The 19,841-nt window shown below is 68.7% G+C and carries 19 protein-coding genes; 13 read left to right on the forward strand and 6 right to left on the reverse strand.

Features of this window, described 5'->3' with window-relative positions:
• Positions 1-1,809 carry a phosphogluconate dehydratase gene (gene edd, locus ACOHX0_RS01235; RefSeq protein ID WP_420674800.1) on the reverse strand — a complete coding sequence of 603 codons (1,809 nt, stop codon included), beginning with the start codon at positions 1,807-1,809 and terminating at the stop codon, positions 1-3.
• Between the two features lie 63 nt (positions 1,810-1,872).
• A complete protein-coding gene (gene zwf, locus ACOHX0_RS01240) occupies positions 1,873-3,333 on the reverse strand; it encodes a glucose-6-phosphate dehydrogenase (protein WP_420674801.1) in 1,461 nt (486 codons plus the stop codon).
• A gap of 299 nt (positions 3,334-3,632) precedes the next feature.
• Between zwf and ACOHX0_RS01245 the strand changes: the two genes are divergently transcribed.
• The 5 genes from ACOHX0_RS01245 (at position 3,633) to ACOHX0_RS01265 (ending at position 8,583) form a co-directional block, all read left to right on the forward strand.
• Positions 3,633-4,736 (forward strand): CaiB/BaiF CoA transferase family protein, encoded by a 1,104-nt coding sequence (locus ACOHX0_RS01245; protein ID WP_420674802.1) that lies wholly within the window; start codon positions 3,633-3,635, stop codon positions 4,734-4,736.
• Positions 4,737-4,957: 221 nt separating this feature from the next.
• Positions 4,958-5,932: a glycosyltransferase family 2 protein gene (locus tag ACOHX0_RS01250; protein ID WP_420674904.1), complete on the forward strand. Its 975-nt coding sequence runs from the start codon at positions 4,958-4,960 to the stop codon at positions 5,930-5,932.
• Positions 5,929-6,333 (forward strand): GtrA family protein, encoded by a 405-nt coding sequence (locus ACOHX0_RS01255; RefSeq protein WP_420674803.1) that lies wholly within the window; start codon positions 5,929-5,931, stop codon positions 6,331-6,333. The genes ACOHX0_RS01250 and ACOHX0_RS01255 overlap by 4 nt, the downstream gene beginning before the upstream one ends.
• A 19-nt stretch (positions 6,334-6,352) precedes the next feature.
• A complete protein-coding gene (locus tag ACOHX0_RS01260; protein ID WP_420674804.1) occupies positions 6,353-7,117 on the forward strand; it encodes a class I SAM-dependent methyltransferase in 765 nt (254 codons plus the stop codon).
• On the forward strand, positions 7,114-8,583 hold the full coding sequence (locus ACOHX0_RS01265; protein WP_420674805.1) for a hypothetical protein: 1,470 nt from the start codon (positions 7,114-7,116) through the stop codon (positions 8,581-8,583). Before ACOHX0_RS01260 ends, ACOHX0_RS01265 begins: the two co-directional genes overlap by 4 nt.
• 33 nt (positions 8,584-8,616) lie before the next feature.
• Here ACOHX0_RS01265 and nadC read toward each other — a convergent pair whose 3' ends face one another.
• From nadC to nadA, 3 genes are read right to left on the reverse strand one after another with little or no spacing between them, the layout of a single operon-like run.
• On the reverse strand, positions 8,617-9,471 hold the full coding sequence (gene nadC / locus ACOHX0_RS01270) for a carboxylating nicotinate-nucleotide diphosphorylase (RefSeq protein WP_420674806.1): 855 nt from the start codon (positions 9,469-9,471) through the stop codon (positions 8,617-8,619).
• A complete protein-coding gene (locus tag ACOHX0_RS01275) occupies positions 9,468-11,027 on the reverse strand; it encodes an L-aspartate oxidase (RefSeq protein WP_420674807.1) in 1,560 nt (519 codons plus the stop codon). Before ACOHX0_RS01275 ends, nadC begins: the two co-directional genes overlap by 4 nt.
• Before the next feature lie 4 nt (positions 11,028-11,031).
• The gene (gene nadA, locus ACOHX0_RS01280) at positions 11,032-12,084 is read right to left on the reverse strand and encodes a quinolinate synthase NadA (RefSeq protein WP_420674808.1); all 1,053 of its coding nucleotides are present in this window, start codon (positions 12,082-12,084) and stop codon (positions 11,032-11,034) included.
• Between the two features lie 333 nt (positions 12,085-12,417).
• On the opposite strand from nadA, the gene ACOHX0_RS01285 reads away from it, so the two are divergent.
• The 3 genes from ACOHX0_RS01285 to ACOHX0_RS01295 are packed head-to-tail and all read left to right on the forward strand — an operon-like array spanning position 12,418 to position 14,632.
• The gene (locus tag ACOHX0_RS01285; RefSeq protein WP_420674809.1) at positions 12,418-13,122 is read left to right on the forward strand and encodes an ABC transporter permease; all 705 of its coding nucleotides are present in this window, start codon (positions 12,418-12,420) and stop codon (positions 13,120-13,122) included.
• A complete protein-coding gene (locus ACOHX0_RS01290) occupies positions 13,122-13,832 on the forward strand; it encodes an ATP-binding cassette domain-containing protein (protein WP_420674810.1) in 711 nt (236 codons plus the stop codon). Before ACOHX0_RS01285 ends, ACOHX0_RS01290 begins: the two co-directional genes overlap by 1 nt.
• Complete coding sequence (locus ACOHX0_RS01295) at positions 13,829-14,632, forward strand: ABC transporter substrate-binding protein (RefSeq protein WP_420674811.1); 804 nt, start codon at positions 13,829-13,831, stop codon at positions 14,630-14,632. Before ACOHX0_RS01290 ends, ACOHX0_RS01295 begins: the two co-directional genes overlap by 4 nt.
• 340 nt (positions 14,633-14,972) lie before the next feature.
• Here ACOHX0_RS01295 and phnF read toward each other — a convergent pair whose 3' ends face one another.
• Positions 14,973-15,686, reverse strand: coding sequence for a phosphonate metabolism transcriptional regulator PhnF (phnF, locus tag ACOHX0_RS01300; RefSeq protein ID WP_420674812.1), 714 nt, complete (start codon positions 15,684-15,686; stop codon positions 14,973-14,975).
• A 106-nt stretch (positions 15,687-15,792) separates the two neighbouring features.
• Here phnF and phnG point away from each other — a divergent pair, with 106 nt between their 5' ends.
• The 5 genes from phnG (at position 15,793) to phnK (ending at position 19,830) form a co-directional block, all read left to right on the forward strand.
• Positions 15,793-16,248, forward strand: coding sequence for a phosphonate C-P lyase system protein PhnG (phnG, locus tag ACOHX0_RS01305; protein WP_420674813.1), 456 nt, complete (start codon positions 15,793-15,795; stop codon positions 16,246-16,248).
• The gene (gene phnH, locus ACOHX0_RS01310; protein WP_420674814.1) at positions 16,245-16,832 is read left to right on the forward strand and encodes a phosphonate C-P lyase system protein PhnH; all 588 of its coding nucleotides are present in this window, start codon (positions 16,245-16,247) and stop codon (positions 16,830-16,832) included. The genes phnG and phnH overlap by 4 nt, the downstream gene beginning before the upstream one ends.
• Before the next feature lie 3 nt (positions 16,833-16,835).
• On the forward strand, positions 16,836-17,951 hold the full coding sequence (locus tag ACOHX0_RS01315; protein WP_420674815.1) for a carbon-phosphorus lyase complex subunit: 1,116 nt from the start codon (positions 16,836-16,838) through the stop codon (positions 17,949-17,951).
• 177 nt (positions 17,952-18,128) lie between these two features.
• Positions 18,129-18,986: an alpha-D-ribose 1-methylphosphonate 5-phosphate C-P-lyase PhnJ gene (locus ACOHX0_RS01320; RefSeq protein ID WP_420674816.1), complete on the forward strand. Its 858-nt coding sequence runs from the start codon at positions 18,129-18,131 to the stop codon at positions 18,984-18,986.
• Between the two features lie 73 nt (positions 18,987-19,059).
• Positions 19,060-19,830, forward strand: coding sequence for a phosphonate C-P lyase system protein PhnK (phnK, locus tag ACOHX0_RS01325; RefSeq protein ID WP_420674817.1), 771 nt, complete (start codon positions 19,060-19,062; stop codon positions 19,828-19,830).
• Positions 19,831-19,841: the final 11 nt, after the last annotated feature.

Here is a 19,841-nt window from a genome sequence, read left to right on the forward strand (position 1 = left end):
TCATACTCCAAATACGCTGGCGCCTTCGTCGGCGGAGGCTACCGACCGGCGGAACAGGGAAAACAGCTCGCGGCCGGTGCCGTGCTGATAGCTGGTGAGGTCGGCCTCGGCGACGTCGCGCTCCAGCGCGCCCTCGCTCAGCACTTCGAGCGTGCCGGCCTTGGCATCCACCCGGACAATATCGCCGTCGCGGATGCGGGCGATCGGGCCGCCGTCCAGCGCCTCGGGCACCACGTGGATGGCAGAGGGCACCTTGCCGGAGGCCCCGGACATGCGCCCGTCGGTGACAAGCGCCACCTTCTGGCCGCGGCCCTGCAGGATGCCAAGGAACGGCGTGAGGCTGTGCAGTTCGGGCATGCCGTTGGCCTTGGGGCCCTGGAAGCGCACCACCAGCACCACGTCGCCGGTCAGCTCGCCCGCCTTGAAGGCGGCCTTGGCCTCGTTCTGATCGTGGAACACGCGGGCCGGGGCCTCGACCACCTGGTGCTCCTCGGCGACGGCGGAGACCTTCATCACCGCGGTGCCGAGGTTGCCGGTCAGCCGCTTGAGGCCGCCGGACTGCTGGAACGGCTCCGTTGCCGGGCGCAGGATCGCCTCGTTCAGCGACTTGTCCGTGCCGGGGCGGAAGGTGAGGCCCTCGCCGGTGAGGAAGGGCTCCATCACGTAATTCTCCAGCCCTTCGCCCGCAACGGTGGTGGTGTCGGGGTGCAGCAGGCCCGCCTTCAGCAGCTCGCCGATCAAGTAGCCCAGCCCGCCCGCCGCGTGGAAGTGGTTCACGTCGGCGAGCCCGTTGGGGTAGACCCGCGCCAGCAGCGGCACCGCGTCGGAGAGCTCTGCAAAGTCCTGCCAGTCGAGCAGGATGCCGCCCGCCCGCGCCATGGCGATCAGGTGGATCAGCAGGTTCGTGGAGCCGCCGGTGGCCATCAGCCCGACGATGCCATTGGCATAGGCCTTTTCGTCCAGCACGTCGCAGACCGGGGTGTAGTGGTTGCCGAGCGCGCTGAGCGTGAGCGCCCGTTTGGCGCCCTCGACCGTGAGCGCCTCGCGCAGGGGCGTGCCGGGATTGACGAAGGAGGAGCCGGGCAGGTGCAGCCCCATGAACTCCATCAGCATCTGGTTGGTGTTGGCGGTGCCGTAGAAGGTGCAGGTGCCGGGGCCGTGGTAGGCGGCCATCTCGGCCCTGAGCAGCTCGTCGCGGCCGATCTCGCCCGCGGCAAATTTCTGGCGGATGTGGGCCTTCTCGTCGTTCGACAGGCCGCTGGTCATCGGACCCGCCGGCAGGAACACCGCCGGGATATGGCCGAATGCCTGCGCGCCGATCACCAGGCCGGGCACGATCTTGTCGCAGACGCCGAGATAGACGGCGGCGTCGAAGACGTTGTGGCTCATCGCGACGCCGGTGGCCAGGGCGATGGTATCGCGGGAGAACAGGCTGAGCTCCATGCCCGCTTCGCCCTGGGTGACGCCGTCGCACATCGCGGGCACCCCGCCCGCCACCTGCGCGGTGCCGCCGGCTTCGCGCACGGCGTCGCGGATCAGGGCCGGGTAGGTCTCGAACGGCTGATGGGCGGAAAGCATGTCGTTGTAGGCGGTCACGATGCCGAGGTGGCCCGCGCTGCCCTGCGCGAGCTCCTGCTGGTCGGGGCCGGTAGCGGCATAGGCGTGGGCCTGGCCGGAGCAGGACAGATGCGCCCGCGCGGGCCCCTTGCCGCGGGCGGCGCGCATCCGCTCGAGATAGGCGGCGCGGGCGGTCTCGCTGCGGGCGATGATGCGGTCAGTGACGGCGGCGAGGGTGGAGTGCAAAGTCATGGGGTGCCTTTGTAGCAAACGGGGGTGCTTCTGGGTACTGTCATGTCCGTTTCAGACGCGGACTCAGGCGCCGATGCCGCGCCATCGCCGCCCGTCGCGGTGAATCAGCAGGAGCGAATCGTCGGGTCCCGCGCTGCCCGAGTCATAGGGCTGCGGGGTGTCGCCCGCGTCCTCCCAGACGGCGATGATCGGGTCGGCCCAGGCCCAGGCGGCCTCGACCTCGTCGCCGCGCATGAACAGCGTCTGGTTACCGCGGATCACGTCCATGATCAGGCGCTCGTAGGCGTCCTGCGGGCGGCCCGATTCCGGCAGCTCGTCCGCGAAGGTCATGTCCAGGTTGGCGCCGGTGAGGCGCATGCCGCCGGGGCCGGGGTCTTTGATCGTGGTCTTGAGCGTGATGCCCTCGTCGGGCTGCAGCCGGATCACCAGCACGTTGCCATGCACCTGGCCCGAACCTTCGAAGATGTTGTGCGGCGGGTCGCGGAAATAGACCGCGATCTCGCTCACCCGCTCGCGCAGGCGCTTGCCGGTGCGCAGGTAGAAGGGGGTGCCGGCCCACCGCCAGTTCGCCACCTCCACCTTCAGCGCGATGTAGCTTTCTGTGCGGCTGGCGGGGTTGTCCGCGTGGTCGCGGTAGCCGTCGCCCTTCTTGCCGCCGTTGCGGCCGCGGTACTGGCCGCGGGCGATGCTGGAGGGCGGCACCGGGCGCAGTGCCTCGATCACCTTCACCTTCTCGCCGCGCACGGCATTGGGGGTGAACTGGGCGGGCGGCTCCATCGCGGTGAGGCAGAGGAGCTGCATCAGGTGGTTCTGCACCATGTCCCGCATGGCGCCGGACTTGTCGTAATATTCCCCGCGCCCCTCAACGCCGATGCTTTCGGCGACGGTGATCTGCACGTGGTCGATGTGGGAGGAGTTCCACAAGGGCTCGAACAGCGAGTTGGCAAAGCGCAGCGCCATCAGGTTCTGCACGGTTTCCTTGCCGAGGTAATGGTCGATCCGGTAGATCTGCCGTTCCTCGAAATGCGCCCTGAGCGCCGCGTTCAGCTCCTGCGCGGAGGCAAGGTCGTGGCCGAAGGGCTTTTCCAGCACGATGCGGCTGTCGGGCGTGGCGATGCCGGTGCCGCTCAGACGGCTCGCAATATCCGTGAACAGGCCGGGGGCCACCGAAAGGTAGAAGGCGCGCACGGCGTCCTCGCGCAGTTTGCCGCGCAGGTTGTCCCAGCCGCCATCACCGCGGGCATCGACCGGCACGTAGTCCAGCAGCGCGGCAAAGGCGTCCATCTCGGCGGCGGAGACTTTGTCGAGCTGGCCGAATTCGCGGATCGCGCCGATCGCGAGGTCGCGGAATTCCTGTGCGTCCAACTCGGAGCGGGAGCTGCCGATGATGCGGCAGTTGCTGTCGAACTGGCCGATCTGGAAGCGGTGGAAGAGGGCGGGGAGGATCTTGCGCCGGGCGAGATCGCCGGTGGCGCCGAACAGGACAAGGTCGAAGGGCTGGACGGGGATGACGCGGGAGACCATTGATCTTACAACGCTGTTCCTGTGGGTGGCACGGCGCGCTCATTGTGCAGGCTGGCTCGTTGCAATGCAATTCCCTCCGAATTGTGTTTCCCAACCGGGAAAAGTTACCGCTAACATTGGTCTCATACGGGGTATAGTCGCCAAGCCGCCGCTTGGCTAGCTGCTTTTTTGCCGCGGCGCAGCGGAGCCGGGGCCGGGCGGCTGCGGGCGGATGGCCGCAGGTATTTGATCAAATCTTGCCCCGGGCCTGTTCCTTGCGCTAAGCATCTGGCGAATTGGTGCGACAGGGAGAGGTGCCCATGACCCCGCTTTCCGGCCTCAAAGTTGTTGAACTGGCCCGCATTCTTGCCGGGCCCTGGATCGGGCAGTCGCTGGCCGACCTCGGCGCCGAGGTGGTAAAGGTCGAAAGCCCCGAGGGCGACGACACCCGCCGCTGGGGGCCGCCCTTCATCGAGCGCGAGGGCGACCGCTCAGCCGCGTATTTCTACGCTGCCAACCGCGGCAAGACCTGCGTGACCGCCGATTTCCGCACCGAAGAGGGCCGCCGGACGGTGCTGGAGCTGGTGCGCGATGCCGACATCCTGGTCGAGAACTTCAAGGTGGGCGGGCTGAAGAAATACGGGCTCGACTACGCCAGCCTCAGGGCGGTCAACCCGCGGCTCATCTACTGCTCGGTCACGGGGTTCGGGCAGGACGGGCCTTATGCCAGCCGCGCGGGTTATGACTTCCTGCTGCAGGGCATGTCGGGGCTGATGTCCGTCACCGGCGAACCGGGGGGGCAGCCGCAAAAGGTAGGCGTGGCGATCACCGACATCGTGACCGGGCTCTACGGCACCATCGGCATCCTTGCGGCGGTGGAGCAGCGCCACCGTACCGGGCGCGGCCAGCATCTGGATATGTCACTTTTGGACTGCGCCACCGCGCTGCTGGCCAATCAGGCGATGAACTACCTGGCCACCGGCGAAAGCCCGGAGCGGCTGGGCAATGCGCATCCCAATATCGCGCCCTATCAGGTGATGGAAGTGAGGGACGGACATGTGATCCTCGCGGTCGGCAATGACGGCCAGTTCCAGCGGCTTTGCGATGTGCTGGGGCTTTCCGGCGTGAAGGCGGATGCGCGCTTCCTCACCAACCAGCAGCGGGTCGCGAATCGGGCGGCGCTGACCGCGATCCTGGAGGGCGTGCTGGCAGGCTGGGGGCAGGCGGAACTGCTGGCGGCGCTGGAGGCGGCCACCGTGCCCGCCGGGCCGATCAATACCGTGGGTCAGGCGTTTGAAGACCCCCAGATCCGCCACCGCGGGATGCAAATCGCGCCGGAAGGCGTGCCGGGGGTGCGGGGGCCGTGGAGGTTCTCGGACGCGGAACTGGCGCTGGAGCGCAGCGCGCCGAAGCTGGCGGAGTAGGGACTGCCCGGCGGCTCCAATCGCGGCGGCCCGATGGCAGCCGCGCGGCAAGCGCGGGCAATTTGCCTCGCTTTTGACATACTGCGTGGCGCAAAGCACACAGGCCCTTAACCAATGGCCCGCAAACTGGCCACTCAGCGGGCTGGCGTTGCCCCGGACGGCCCCGTTTGGCAATGGTCCGGGTTAACAAGCGGTTAACTAACAGACGTGGGGGCGTGAAAGTGCATCTTTCCGTTGTCGTGCCCTGCTACAACGAAGAAGAGTCCCTCCCCCTGCTGGTGGAGCGGCTTGTGCAGGCGATCAATCCGTGGGCGCATGAGGCCGAGGTCATCCTGGTCGATGACGGCTCCAGCGACCAAACCTGGGCGGCGATCGAGACCGCCCATGCGGCGCATCCGGTGGTGCGCGGGCTGCGGCTTTCGGCCAACCGCGGCCACCAGGTGGCGCTGACCGCCGGGTTGGCGGCGGCGCGGGGCGGCCGCGTCTTCATGCTGGACGCCGACCTGCAGGACCCGCCCGAAATCCTTCCTGATATGATGATGATGATGGACCGCGGCTATGACGTGGTCTACGGCCGCCGCGCCGAACGCCAGGGCGAAACCATCTTCAAGAAGGCCACCGCCTTCCTGTTCTACCGCTTTCTCAACACGCTGTCGGATGTCGACATTCCCAGGGACACCGGCGACTTCCGCCTGGTCAGCCGCCGCGCCCTGGACGCGGTGCTGGCGATGCCGGAGCGCGCCCGCTTCATCCGCGGCATGTTCGCCTGGGCCGGCTTCCGCCAGATCGGGCTGGAATACGTCCGCGATGCGCGGGTTGCGGGCGTCACCAAGTATCCGTTCAAGGCGATGCTGCGCTTTGCCGCGGATGCGCTCACCGGGTTTTCCACCAAGCCGCTGAAGATGGCGACGCGGCTGGCCTTTCTCAGCCTCTATGTGACCTTCCTGATGGCGGTCTACGTGTTTCTGTCGCTGGCGCTCTACCAGACCGCGCCGGGCTGGGCCTCGATGCTGCTGGCGATCTCCTTCTTCTCGGGCATCCAGCTGCTGACGCTGGGCATCCTCGGGGAATACGTCGGCAGGCTCTACATGGAGAGCAAGCAGCGGCCGATGTATTTCCTGGCCGAAGACACCGCCCGCCAAGCCGCGCCGCCCGCGCCGCCGCGGGAGGCGCCGCTGCAAAGGGAGGCCTCATGAGTGCCGCTGACGCGGGCGGGCAGCGGGACTGGGGCCAGCTGGGGCGCTTCTGCGTCACGGGCGGCAGTGTCGCGGTGCTCTATGTGCTGGCTTACAGCGGGCTCCTGGCTGCCGGGCTGCCGCAGGCGGGCGCCAATGCCGCGGGTTTTGGCCTGGCTGTGGCGGTGCAATACGTGCTGCAGACCCGCTGGACCTTCCGCCGCCCCCTGGCGGAGCCCGGCCAGGCCGCCCGCTTTGCCTGCACCATTGCGGCCGGATTTGCCGTCTCCGCCCTGATCACCGGCCTGCTCGGCCCGGCGCTGGGGCTGGCGCCCTGGCTCGCCGCCGCCATGGCTGCGGTGCTCTTGCCGGTGCAGAACTACGTCATCTTCCGCCTCTGGGTTTATGCCGCGCCCGGCTGACGCAACTATCGGAGTCCCAATGTCCCACGTCTATTCGAACGAGTTCTACGACTACATCGACCGCGGTGCGCGCAGCTCGGCGGAGGCGCTCATCTCGGTGCTGCAGCCGCATCTGCAGGCGCGCAGCGTGCTCGACCTCGGCAGCGGCCGCGGCGTCTGGCTGAGCGAGTGGCGCCGCGCCGGGGTGCTGGAGGTGGCCGGAGTGGACGGCGACTATGTCGACCGCACGCGGCTGGCGATCCCGGCGGAGTGTTTCCATGCCGCTGACCTGACCCAGCCCTTCGCACTTGGCCGCCGCTTCGACCTGGTGCAGAGCCTGGAGGTGGGCGAGCACCTGCCCAAGGCCGCTGCGGCGCAGCTGGTGGAGAGCCTCGCGGCGCATTCGGACCGGGTGCTGTTTTCTGCCGCGGTGCCGGGGCAGGGCGGCGAGTTCCACATTAACGAGCAGCCCTTGAGCTTCTGGCAGGAGCTGTTTGCAGCGCGCGGCTATACCGCCTTTGACTGCATCCGCCCGCGCCTGCGCGAGCACGCCGAGGTGGAGCCGTGGTACCGCTTCAACAGCGTGCTCTACGTCAATGCGGCGGGCCGGGCGGGGCTGTCGGAGTCAGTGCTGGAGACGGAAATCCCGCAAGGGCAGGCCGTGCCTCTGGCGGGCAGCCTTGCCTGGCGGCTGCGCCGCGGGCTGGTATCGCTGATGCCTCAGCCGATGGTGACCCGCATCGCCCAGGCCCGCGCCGCGGCGCTGGTGCGGCGCGCCCGCCGCCTGCAGCGGGCTGTCACATGACGCTGGCGGATACCCAAGCCGCCGCGGGCGCGGCGCGGCACCGCTCCGCACAGCTGCCCGCGCTGGTGCTGGCGGTTCTGGCCGGGCTGCTGCTGACGGCGCTGTTCCAGGTCTTCGACCCGCTGGTGCGGCATGACGACTACCCGGCGCTCTGGGCCGATCCTGCGCTGTTCTACTCCAAGACCCTGACCGAGGGGCGCTGGGTAAACTACCTCTGGCACCTGCGCGGGGTGGTGACGCCGGCCTGGCTCAACTTCCTGGCCTATCAGGGGCTCTGGGCCATCTACCTCGGCTGCCTGGTGCACAACGCCTTCGGCCCCGGGGCGGAGTGGTGGCGGCGGGCAATGGCGGCGCTGATCGCCGGTCTGGGCCTCCCTTGGGTGCTTATCTCGCTGTGGTTCAACACGCTGATTCCGGGGCTTGCGATCCTGGCGCTTTATGCCTGGCTCACCACCCGGGCGGGCGAGCGGGCGAGCCGCTGGCTGATGCTGGTTTTTGTACCGGCGGCGCTGATGGCCTATACCACCTATCCTTTCCTGATCCTGGCGCTGAGCCTGACGCGCGCGGGGGTGGCCCGTTCGGCCCGTGACCTCGCCGGGCTGCTGGTGCTGTTCATTGCCAGCTTTGCCCTGGGGATGCTCGCGATCTACACGCTGAACTATGCCGAACACGGGGTTTTTGGCGTTCCGATGGCCAATTGGCGCCATCCCAGCCCGGCGCATGACTTTGCCTCGGCGCTGGAGAATGCGCGGCTGGCCGGGCATTTCCTCACCAGTCTGGCGATGAAGGGTTCCTACAACAACCTGTTCGTGCTGCTGCTGCAGGGGGCGCTGTTTGCCGCCGCCATCGCCGCCGTCATGCGGCAGGACCGCTGGCGCGCGCTTTACATGCTGGCGGGGGCCGGGCTGGGGCTGGCGCTGATCTTTGTGCAGGTGATCCGCACCGGGATCGACATGCCGGTGCGTTCGGGCGGGTTCTTGTGGATCTACCTTGCGGTTTTCCTTGGCCTTTTCACCCTGCAGCTCAAGGCGCGCGGGCGCGACCGGCTGGGGCGCAACCTGTTGTTCACCGTGATGGCGGCTTATGCGATCTTCACCGGGATGCTGCACCATTCCTTCACCGAATGGCAGCGGGTGAGCCGGGCGATGGCGGCGGAGCTTTCGGACGGCTCTGGCGCGGTCTACGTGACCGGCACCTATCTGGCGCTGCCAGAGGCGCTGGAGTCCGACCTGCAGAAGGCGCAGGCGGTGGCATTCCGGCTCGGCCATCTGACCGGGCGTGAGATCATCATGTGCGAGGAGGACCCTGCGCCTTGCGCCGCCCTGCCGGCGGATCTGCGCGCGGGCCACGCGGGCCGCGGCTATGCCATCCGCGAGACCGGGGGCGCCACGGTGCTGCTGCTGCCGCCGGAGCCCTTGCGCGAGGAGAAACTGGAGACGGCCCGCAAGCGGCGCGCGGGGGAGTGATCCGCGCGCCGGCGTTTGAGGCGCAGACCGGCCTCAGAAATCGAGGCCGAGGTCCAGCGTGCGCGCCGAGTGGGTGAGAGCGCCGGCCGAGATGTAGTCGACCCCGGTCGCGGCTACCTCGGCGATGCGCTCCAGACGCATGTTGCCGGAGGCCTCGGTCACCAGCTGGCCGCGGGCCATTTCCACCGCGCGGGCCAGGGTGGCGGTGTCCATGTTATCCAGCAGCACCGCATCGGCGCCGCCGGTTTCCAGCACCTCGCCCAGCTGGTCCAGCGTGTCGACCTCGATTTCCACCTTCATCATGTGGCTGACGCTGGCCTTGGCGGCCTCCAGCACGGCGCGGATACCGCCGGCGGCGGCGATGTGGTTGTCCTTGATCAGGATCGCGTCCGACAGGCCGAAACGGTGGTTGAAGCCGCCGCCGTGCAGCACCGCCTGTTTCTCGGCGATGCGCAGGCCCGGCGTGGTCTTGCGGGTGCAGGTGATGCGCGTGTCCGTGCCGCGGGTCTCGGCCGTGAAGGCGGCGGTGAGCGTGGCAATGCCGGAGAGGCGGCCCGCGAAATTCAGCGCTACCCGCTCCGCCGACAGGATAGAGGCGGCGGACCCTTCGATGGTCATCAGCGCATCGCCGGCCTTGCAGGGCGCGCCGTCGGGCAGCAGGGTGTCGATCTTCAGCCCCGTGTCCACCAGGTGAAAGGCAATGCGGGCGATCTGCATGCCGGAGACCATGCCATCCTCGCGTGCGTTCAGCCGGGCCGAATAGGCAGCCGAGGCAGGGATTACCGCGCGGGTGGTGATATCGCCGTTCTGGCCCAGGTCTTCCATCAGCGCGGCGCGCACCATCGGTTCCAGGATCAGGTCGGGCAGGGTGGCGAAGTTGGTGCTCATGTCAGGTCCTCTTGCACCTGGGCGCGCAGGGCCAGGGCGTCCTCCAGGGTGATGCAGGTGCGCCGCGCCCAGGCCGGGTCGGCGGCGGGGAAATCGTCGCGGAAATGGCCGCCGCGGCTTTCCTCCCGCCGCAGCGCGGCGGCGGCGATCAGGGTGGCGGTGGCGCAGATGTTGGCAAAGTTCTCGTCCTCCGCCTGTTCGGCCTCCAGCCGGGCGATGGCGGCGAGCGCCTGGCGCAGGCCGCGGCCTGTTCGGCGGACGCCCGCATGGGCGGTCATGGTTTCGCGGAGGGCTGCAAGCGCGGACGGATCGAGCGCCTGCCCGCCCGCGGGGAAATCGGGGCGGACTTCGCTCATGTTCCCGGCTTCGGGGAGGGATGCGATGTCCTCCGCGGCGTTGCGGGCGTAGACCAGCGCTTCCAAAAGCCCGTTGGAGGCCAGCCGGTTGGCGCCGTGCAGCCCGGTCGAGGACGCTTCGCCGCAGACCCACAGACGGCCGAGGCTGGCGCGCCCCTGCATGTCCGCCATGACGCCGCCCATGTGGTAATGCGCGGCGACGGCAACCGGGATCGGCTGGCGCACCGGGTCGATGCCCGCCCGCGCGCAGGTTTCGGCTACAGTGGGAAAGCGGGCCAGTACCTCGGCGCCGAGGGCCGCGCGGGTGTCCAGCATCGGGCGGCGCCCCGCTTGAGCCTCAGCAAAGATCGCGCGGGCGACGATGTCGCGCGGGGCGAGCTCCGCATCGGGGTGCAGTGCTTCCATGAAGCGTTCGCCCGCCGCATTCACCAGCACCGCGCCCTCGCCGCGCAGGGCTTCTGTCGCGAGCGGGGCCGGGTCCTCGCCGATGTCGAAGGCGGTGGGGTGGAACTGCACGAACTCGGGATCGGCAATCACCGCGCCCGCGCGGGCGGCAAGGCCGATCACCTGGCCGCGGATGCGGGGCGGGTTGGTGGTATGGGCATAGATCCCGCCGGAGCCGCCGCCCGCAAGCAGCACCCCCGGCGTGCGGATCAGCACCGGGGCGGAGGGCTCGCCGCCCGCGCGGGCGACCCAAAGCCCGGATACGCTGCCGCCCTCGGTCTCCAGCCGCACCGCCTGGGTGTGCTCCAGCACCTGCACCGAGGGCGCTGCACGCACCGCGGCCACCAGCGTCTGCATGATGCGCTGGCCCGCCTGGTCACCCTTCACCCGCACCACGCGGGCAGCCGAATGTGCGGCTTCGCGGTTCAGAACGTAGTTGCCCGCCGCGTCGCGGTCGAACGGCGTGCCAAGCCCGGTGAGGTCAAGGACATGGCGGCGCGCCACCCGCGTGACCATCGCGGCCACCTCCGGATCGACGGTGCCGGCACCCGCCACTTCGGTGTCGAGCGCATGTGCGGTGGGGCTGTCGCCCGCCGCCATCGCCGCCGCCACGCCACCCTGCGCCCAAGCCGAGCTGGCGCCTTCGCCCAAAGCTTCCGGGGAGATCACCAGCACCGGCCGCGGCGCCAGTTCGAGCGCGGCATAAAGCGCGCCCAGCCCGGCGCCGGCGATGACGATACGGCCGGTCTCGATCACGGTGTCAGAGACCCAGCTTGCGGCTGAGGCCGATCATCCGCTCGACCGCGACGCGGGCTTTTTCGGCCACCGCCGGATCAACCTCGACCGGCTCGCTCATGGTGTGCAGCGACCACAGGATCTTCTCCAGCGTGATCATCTTCATGTAGGGGCACATGTTGCAGGGGCCGACGAATTCGACCGCGGGCAGCTGATCGGCGATGTTGGACGCCATAGAGCATTCGGTGATCAGCAGCGCCTTTTCCGGCTTTTCGTCCGTCACGTATTTCAGGATGCCGCTGGTCGAGCCGGAAAAATCGGCCTCCGCCACCACATCGGGCGGGCATTCGGGATGCGCGATCAGCCGGGTGCCGGGGTTCCACTCGCGGAAGTCGCGGAGGTCCTGGGCGCTGTACTGCTCGTGCACAATGCAGGAGCCCTCCCACCAGACGATGTTCTTCTCCGGCACCTGCTGGGCGATGTTCTGCGCCAGATACTGGTCCGGGGTCATGATGATGGTTTCGGCATCAAGCGCCGCGACGATCTGCGCCGCGTTCGAGGAGGTGCAGCAGATGTCGGACGCTGCCTTCACCTCGGCGGTGGTGTTCACGTAGGTGACCACCGGCGCGCCCGGGTAGCGGCGGCGCATTTCCTCGACGCCTTCGGCGGTGATGCTTTCGGCCAGCGAGCAGCCGGCCGCCATATCGGGGATCAGCACGGTCTTTTCCGGGCTCAGGATCTTGGAGGTCTCGGCCATGAAATGCACGCCGCATTGCACGATCACATCGGCCTCCACCCGGGTCGCCTCGATCGCCAGCTGCAGGCTGTCGCCGACCACGTCCGAAATGCCGTGGTAGATCTCGGGCGTCATGTAGTTGTGTGCGAGGATCACCGCGTTGCGCTGCTTCTTCAGCTCCAGAATCGCGGCCACGTAAGGCGCATGCACGGCCCAGTCGGCGGGAGTCACCACCCGGTTCATGCGTCCGTAGACATCGGCCATTTCAGCGGCGAGGGCCGGGTTGGGCGCCAGATCGTAGTGAGCGGCGAGTTGATCCCGCATGGATTGCAGGTCGAACATGGCAATTCCTCAAAGTTGCGTCCGGGGTGGCACTTTGGACGCGGGTTGTTTCACGTTCGCCACGCGCACGCAAGCGCGCGGGGGCGCTAACGGCGGCATCTGCGGTGATTTGGCGCCGCTCCGGGGATGTACGGGGCTGTCCAGTGGCGTCCTGGCCTGGCTGGGGCCGTGCGGAGGTGTCCTGGAGGTGTTCGGCGGGGGCTTGAGGCGGGGATTTCCGGCACCGGTGCCGTTTTTGATCGCCCCTGCGTCTGCTCCCGCGATTTTGCCCGGCGCAAGGGCGTGTTAGACCCGGCGGCGACAGAAGCTGCGGGCGGGAGAGACAGGGGCGCGATGGAGGATCTTTGGGCAGGGCTGACCCGGGCCGCCTGGCTGCTGGTGAGCCTTGATGCAGATCTGGTGGAGATCACCCTGCGCTCGCTCCGGGTGACGCTGAGCGCGCTGGCGATTGCCTGCGTGATCGCCTTGCCGCTGGCGGCCCTGCTGGCGGTGCGCCGGTTCCGCCTGCGCCGCGCCACCATCGCGGTTTTGAACGCGCTGATGGGGCTGCCGCCGGTGGTGGTCGGGCTGGTGGTCTATGTGCTCTTGTCGCGCTCCGGCCCGCTGGGTGTGCTGGGCCTGCTGTTCACCCCGGCGGCGATGATCGCCGCGCAAGTGGTGATCATCGTGCCGCTCATCGCGTCGATTGCGCATCAGTCGCTGCGTGAACTGTGGAGCGATTACCACGACCTCCTGATCTCGATGAACGCGACCCAGTTCCAGCGCATACAGGCGCTGCTGTGGGACGGCCGCCGGGCGCTCCTGACCGCGGCGCTGGCGGGCTTCGGCCGCGCCATTGGCGAGGTCGGCGCGATCATGGTCGTGGGCGGCAATATCGACCACGCGACAAGGGTGCTGACCACGGCAATTGCGCTGGAGACCGGCAAGGGCGATTTCGCCATGGCGCTGGGGCTCGGCTTCGTGCTGATCGCGCTGGCCATCGCCGTGAACCTTGCCATCCACTGGCTCGGCCGGACCGAAAGCGAGGGGCGCTGGTGATGCAGATGTTCCCGCTGGTGGCCCGGGGCGCGCTGGTGCGCCGCCGCAGCAAGATCCTGGTCGGGCCTATAGATCTGGAGCTCGGCGGGCAGGGCACCTCGATCGTGATCGGCCCCAATGGCGCGGGCAAGACCACGCTGCTGAAGATGCTGCACGGGATCGTGCGGCTCGGCGGCGGCCGACTCGGCTGGGCCTGCCCGGTGGCGGAGGCGCAGAAGCACCAGGCCTTCGTGTTCCAGACCCCGGTGATGCTGCGCCGCACGGTGCTGGACAACATCACCTATCCGCTGCGGCTCACCGGCATGGGCCGCAAGGAGGCCCGCGCCCGCGCCGAGGACTGGGCCGGGCGGGTCGGTCTGGAGGGCATTCTTGGGCGCCAGGCCACCAACCTGTCGGGCGGCGAGCGGCAGAAGCTGGCGCTGGCCCGTGCGCTGGTGCGCGAGCCTCAGGTGCTGTTCCTGGACGAGCCCTGCGCCGCGCTGGACGGCCGCGCCACCCGCGAGATCGAGGCCATCCTCGCCCGCGCCGCCGCCTCCGGCACGAGGCTGATCATGTCTACCCACAATATGGGCCAGGCGCGGCGGCTGGCGGATGAAGTGATTTTCGTGCTGGGGGGACGCATTCACGAGCGCGCCCCGGCGGATGCGTTTTTTGCCGGGCCTGAGACATCCGAGGCCCGGGGTTTTCTGAACGGAGATATTGTCGAATGAGAGTTTTCCTGGCAGGGCTGGCCGCCGCGCTGATGGCCGGCACGGTAGCTGCGGCCGCCGAGATGAAACTGGCGGTGACCACTTCCTTCCACAATTCCGGGCTCGCCGACGTGCTGCTGCCGGAGATCGCGCGCGACACCGGGCTGGAGGTGCAGATGCTGGTGGTCGGCACCGGCCAGGCGATCCGGCTGGGTGAAGCGGGCGACGTCGACGCCATCCTGGTGCATTCGCGGGCGGCGGAGGAGAAGTTCCTCGCTGCAGGCCACGGCAGCCGCCGGCGCGAGATCATGTATAATGATTTCGTCCTGATCGGCCCGGCGCCGGACCCGGCCGGGATTGCCGGGGCTGCGGATGCAGGGGCGGCGCTGGCCGGCATCGCCGCGGCGGAGGCGGCTTTTGTGAGCCGCGGCGACGACAGCGGCACCCACAAGAAGGAGCTGAGCCTGTGGCGGGCGGCAGGGCTGGAGCCGGAGAGCTTCGGCGGATGGTACCGCGCGGTCGGCGCCGGCATGGGTGCGGCGCTCAACACCGCAGCGGGGATGGAAGCCTATATCATGTCGGACCGGGCAAGCTGGCTCAACTTCGGCAACAAGGGGAGCCTCGCGCTGCTGTTCGCGGGTGACCCGGTGCTGTTCAACCAATACGCCTACCTGCCGGTAAATCCGGAGAAACACGCCCATGTGAAACACGATGCGGCGCTGAAGCTGGAGGGCTGGCTGGTCTCTGAGAAGGCGCAGGCGCTGATCGACGGCTACACGATCAAAGGCGAGCAGCTCTTCGTTTTCAACGCCAAGCGCTGAACGCCCGCCGCAAACCGGCGCGCGCCCTTTCCTCCCCCTGCGCTCTGCGGCAAAGGGGGGGGGCTCCCGCCCGTTCGGGGCATCGAGGATGCCCTGCCACGGTCGGGCGTGGCGCCGTGCGCGCGCACGGCGGGGCGCTGTGGCCGCGGCTGAGCTGCCTATTGCGCGGCAAGCGCTTTCCCGCAATCCGCGGAACGCCGTTGCCCCCTTACAGCATCCGGGCACCCGGCCTCCGCCGGGCGTGCCCCCGCCGCGCGCCAGCGCGGCGCCCGGCCCAACTGTGCAAGCGGTATCTCCGATACGGCTGAGCAGGCGGGAGCGCAGCTTCTCCGCCTGCCTGCTACACCTCCGGCCCCACCGTCAGCGCGACCCGGTCGCCTGCAAACCAGGTGCGGCCGAATTCCACCAACTGGCCGCCCAGATCGGCGTTCACCCCGGTGGTGCGCAGGATCGGGCTGCCCTCGGAGATCTGCAAATGCAGCGCCTGCGCCGCGGTGGCGAGCTTGGCGGTGATCCGGGTCTCTACCCGCGTGTAATCCTCCACCCCGCAGGCCTTCAGGGCCGTCGTGACCGAGGGTTGCTCTGACAGCGCTTCCAGCATGCCGCCGAGCCGGGCGGCAGGGAAGACGCTCTGGAACAGCGCGAGCGGGCGGCCGTCGGCCAGCGACAGCCCGTCATAGACCACCACCTCGGCGCCCGGCTCCAGCCCCAGCGCGTCCGCCTCCCGCGTCCCGGCGGCACGGCGCTCCAGCGCCAGCACATGCTTGGCCGGCGTGCGCCCGGCGCGCGCGAGGTTCTGATGGAAGCGCACCCGCTTGCCGATCGGATAGTCGGCCGGTGCGGCAGTCACGAACACCCCGGCGCCGCGGCGCGCATGCACGAGACCTTCCTCCGCCATCGCCGCCAGCGCCCGGCGGACGGTGTGGCGGTTGACCCCGAAGCGGGCCGCAAGCTGGCTCTCCGGCGGCAGCTTGCCGCCGCTGGCGTAACGCCCCTGAGCGATGTCACCTGTCAGCGCAATGGCGATCGATTTCCAGACCGGAGTGCGGGCCATGTCATCAAACTTTCACAGCTGGGAGGCTTGCTCCGGCACGGGCAAGCCGGCTAACATTTGTCTAGTTGTATAGTAATTGTAGACAACCCGGCAAGGGGCTTTGACCATGAGTGACGAAATTTCCGCCGCCGCACGCAAGGCCTGGATGAGCCTGCTTGCCACTGCCAGCGAGACCCGGCTGCAGGCGCTGTGGCAGGCTTATGGCGCCGCGCCCGCCTGGGATTGGCTGCGCCGCCCCGAGACCGGCAGCATCATGCTGCGCGGCCGCATGGGCGGCAGCGGCGCGCCCTTCAACCTGGGCGAGATGACGGTCACCCGCTGCGCCCTGCGGCTGCAGGACGGCACCGCGGGCCATGGCTATGTGCAGGGCCGCTCTCACGCCAAGGCGGAGATTGCCGCCAAGATCGACGCGCTGATGCAGACCGGCGCGGCCCCTGCCTTGCGTGAAGCGGTGCTGGACCCGCTTGCGGCAGCGCAGCAGGAACGCAAGGCCGCCCGTGCCGCCAAGGCAGCGGCAACCAAGGTGGAATTCTTCACAATGGCAAGAGGAGAGGACGCATGAGCGCGCCCGTTTCGACAGAGGCCTGCGCGGGCGGTTTCGCTGATCCGCCAATGGAGGCCGCTTTTGCCTTCCGCGCGGCGATGACAGCGATGGCCCGCCCGGGTGAGGTGCAGGAGATCGGTGCCGCCCTGAAGGCGCCTGCCGGTGTCTCGCAAGCCGCCGCCGCCTTGCTCCTGACACTCACCGGGCCGGAGACCGGCGTCTTTCTCGCTTCCGGCGCGGACAGTGCGGAACTGCGCGCCTGGTTGGCCTTCCACACCGGCGCACCGGTGGCGGAGGCGGGCGAGGCCGAATTTGCTCTCGGCAGCTGGCAGGCGCTCCTGCCGCTGCAGCAGTACCGCGCGGGCACGCCGGAGTATCCCGACCGCTCCGCCACGCTGATCGTTGAGGCGGCAGGGTTTGCCCCTCCAAACGCGGTGCTGCGCGGCCCCGGCATCAAGGACAGCACCCGCATGGCGCTGCCCGGCATCACCGAGCTGCAGGGGAATGCGTGCGGCTACCCGCTGGGACTGGATTTCTTTTTCACCTGCGGCGCGGAGCTCGCGGCGCTGCCGCGCTCGACGCAGATCACGGCGGGGGACTAGCCGATGTATGTTGCAGTGAAAGGCGGCGAGCGCGCCATTGAAAACGCCCATGCATGGCTGGCCGAGGAGCGCCGCGGCAACCCGGGCGTGGCCGAATTGAGTCTGGCGCAGATCCGCGAACAGCTGAGCCTCGCCGTGAACCGCGTGATGGCTGAAGGTTCCCTCTATGACCCCGATCTCGCGGCGCTGGCGATCAAGCAGGCGCGCGGCGATCTGATCGAGGCGGTGTTCCTGATCCGCGCCTACCGCACCACGCTGCCGCGGCTGGGGTCCTCGGAACCGGTCGAGACCGCGGACATGGTCTGCGGCCGGCGAATCTCGGCGATCTTCAAGGACGCACCGGGCGGGCAGGTGCTTGGGCCGACCTTCGACTACACGCACCGGCTTCTGGATTTCAAGCTGGCCGCTGAAGGCTCAGTGCCGGAGGCCCCGACGGCGGAAGTCCCGGAGAGCGCGGCAGCGGGCACTGCCCCGCATGTCACCAGTTTCCTGCAGGCCGAGGACGTGATCGAGCGCGAGCCTGTCTCGGATTCGGAGCCAGGAGATCTGACCCGCGCCCCGATGGCATACCCGGCGGACCGGGCGCTGCGGCTGCAGGCGCTGGCGCGCGGCGACGAGGGCTTCCTTCTGGGCATCGCTTACTCGACCCAGCGCGGCTACGCGCGCAACCATGCCTTTGTCGGCGAGCTGCGCATCGGCACGGTGCCGGTGGAGATGGAGATCCCCGAGCTGGGCTTTGCTATCGAGATCGGCGAAGTGGAGCTCACCGAATGCGAGACGGTGAACCAGTTCAAGGGCTCCAGGACCCAACCGCCGCAGTTCACCCGCGGCTACGGGCTGGTCTTCGGCCAGTCCGAGCGCAAGGCCATCGCCATGGCGCTCACCGACCGGGCGTTGCGCTGGAAGGAGCTGGGCGAGAACAACGCGGGCGCCGCCGCGCAGGACGAGGAATTCGTGCTGAGCCATGCCGACAACATCCAGGCAACCGGTTTTCTGGAGCATATCAAGCTGCCGCATTACGTCGATTTCCAGGCCGAGCTGGAGCTGCTGCGCAAGCTGCGGCGGGAGGCCGGGGCCGGTCAGGCGGATACCATGCAAGCCGGGGAGCCGGCGAAATGAGCCGCGCCAGTCAAATAGTTTGGGGCGGGGCATCTGCCTGTGTTTCCCGCCCGGGCCGCCTGCGGCCCGGGCTGCGCCTGCCTGCCCCCCGGCAGGCGCATTCGCGCCCGCCCAAGCAGTCACAGCTCGTCTGTGGGCGAACCTTCTACAGTTTTTCTCCATGGGAAAGGAAGCCCCATGTCTGACTACAACTTCGCCTACCTCGACGAGCAAACCAAGCGGATGATCCGCCGGGCGATCCTCAAGGGGCTGGCGGTGCCGGGCTACCAGGTCCCTTTCGCCAGCCGCGAGATGCCGATGCCCTATGGCTGGGGGACCGGCGGCGTGCAGGTCACCGCTGCAGCGCTCACGCCCGAAGACACGCTGAAGGTGATCGACCAGGGCGCCGACGACACCACCAACGCGGTCTCGATCCGCAAGTTCTTCGAGAAGACCGCGGGGATCGCCACCACTGAGGAAACCGCGAAGGCCAGCGTCATCCAGACCCGCCACCGCATCCCCGAAGTGCCGCTGCGCGAGGATCAGATCCTGGTCTACCAGGTGCCGATCCCGGAACCGCTGCGCTTCCTCGAACCGCGCGAGACCGAGACCCGCAAGATGCACGCCCTGCAGGAATACGGGCTGATGCATGTGAAGCTCTACGAGGATATCAGCCGCCACGGCGCCATCGCCACTGCCTATGCCTACCCGGTGAAGACGGCGGACCGCTACGTGATGGACCCTTCGCCGATCCCCAAGTTCGACAACCCCAAGCTGGAAAGCGCGGCGATCCAGCTGTTCGGCGCGGGCCGCGAGCAGCGCATCTACGCGCTGCCGCCCTACACCAGGGTGGTGAGCCTCGATTTCGAGGACCACCCGTTCGAGCCCTCCCGGGCCGGGCACGCTTGCGCGCTTTGCGCGGCAGAGGACAGCTACTTGGACGAGGTGATCCTGGATGACGCGGGCGGGCGGATGTTTGTCTGCTCCGACACCGACTATTGCCGCAGCCGCCGTGCGGAGGGGCACCGGGGCCTGCTGGCCGGGGAGGACGTCTGATGCAGGGCGGGACAAAAATTTTGCAAAATTTTTACCCGGATTCGGCCAAAAATCCGGGCGCGGGAGGCACGCGATGAGACCTTTGCTGGACGTCAGAAACCTGACGCGGATGTATGGCGCCCGCGTGGGCTGCGCGGACGTGAGCTTTGCGCTCTACCCCGGCGAGGTGATGGGGATTGTCGGCGAAAGCGGCTCGGGCAAGTCGACGCTTTTAAACTGCCTCGCGGGCCATCTGGCGCCGGACCGGGGCGCGGTTGTCTTCGACACAAGCGCCGAAGGGCCGGCCGATACCGTCACCATGCCCGAGCCCGCGCGGCGGATGCTGGGGCGCACCGACTGGGCCTTCGTGCACCAGCACGCGCGCGACGGCTTGCGCATGCAGGTGAGCGCGGGCGGCAACATCGGCGAGCGGCTGATGGCGGCGGGCGCGCGGCATTATGGCCAGATCCGCGCCCGGGCCGCGGACTGGCTGGAGCGGGTGGAGATCGACGAGGCCCGCATCGGCGACCGGCCATCGGAGTTTTCCGGCGGCATGCAGCAGCGGCTTCAGATCGCCCGTAACCTGGTCAGCGGCCCGCGGCTGGTGTTCATGGACGAGCCGACCGGCGGGCTCGATGTCTCGGTGCAGGCGCGGCTTCTGGACCTCATGCGCGGGCTGGTGCGCGGCATGGGGCTGTCGGCCATCATCGTGACTCATGACCTGGCCGTGGTGCGCCTGCTGGCAAGCCGGCTGATGGTGATGAAGGACGGCCGGGTGGTGGAAGCCGGCCTCACCGACCAGGTGCTGGACGACCCCCAGCACGCCTATACCCAGCTGCTGGTCTCCAGCGTGCTGCAGGCCTGAGGAGCGGCCCA

The sequence above is a fragment of the Cribrihabitans pelagius genome (genome assembly GCF_048820915.1).
In the GTDB taxonomy this organism is placed as follows: Bacteria; Pseudomonadota; Alphaproteobacteria; order Rhodobacterales; family Rhodobacteraceae; genus Cribrihabitans_A; species Cribrihabitans_A pelagius.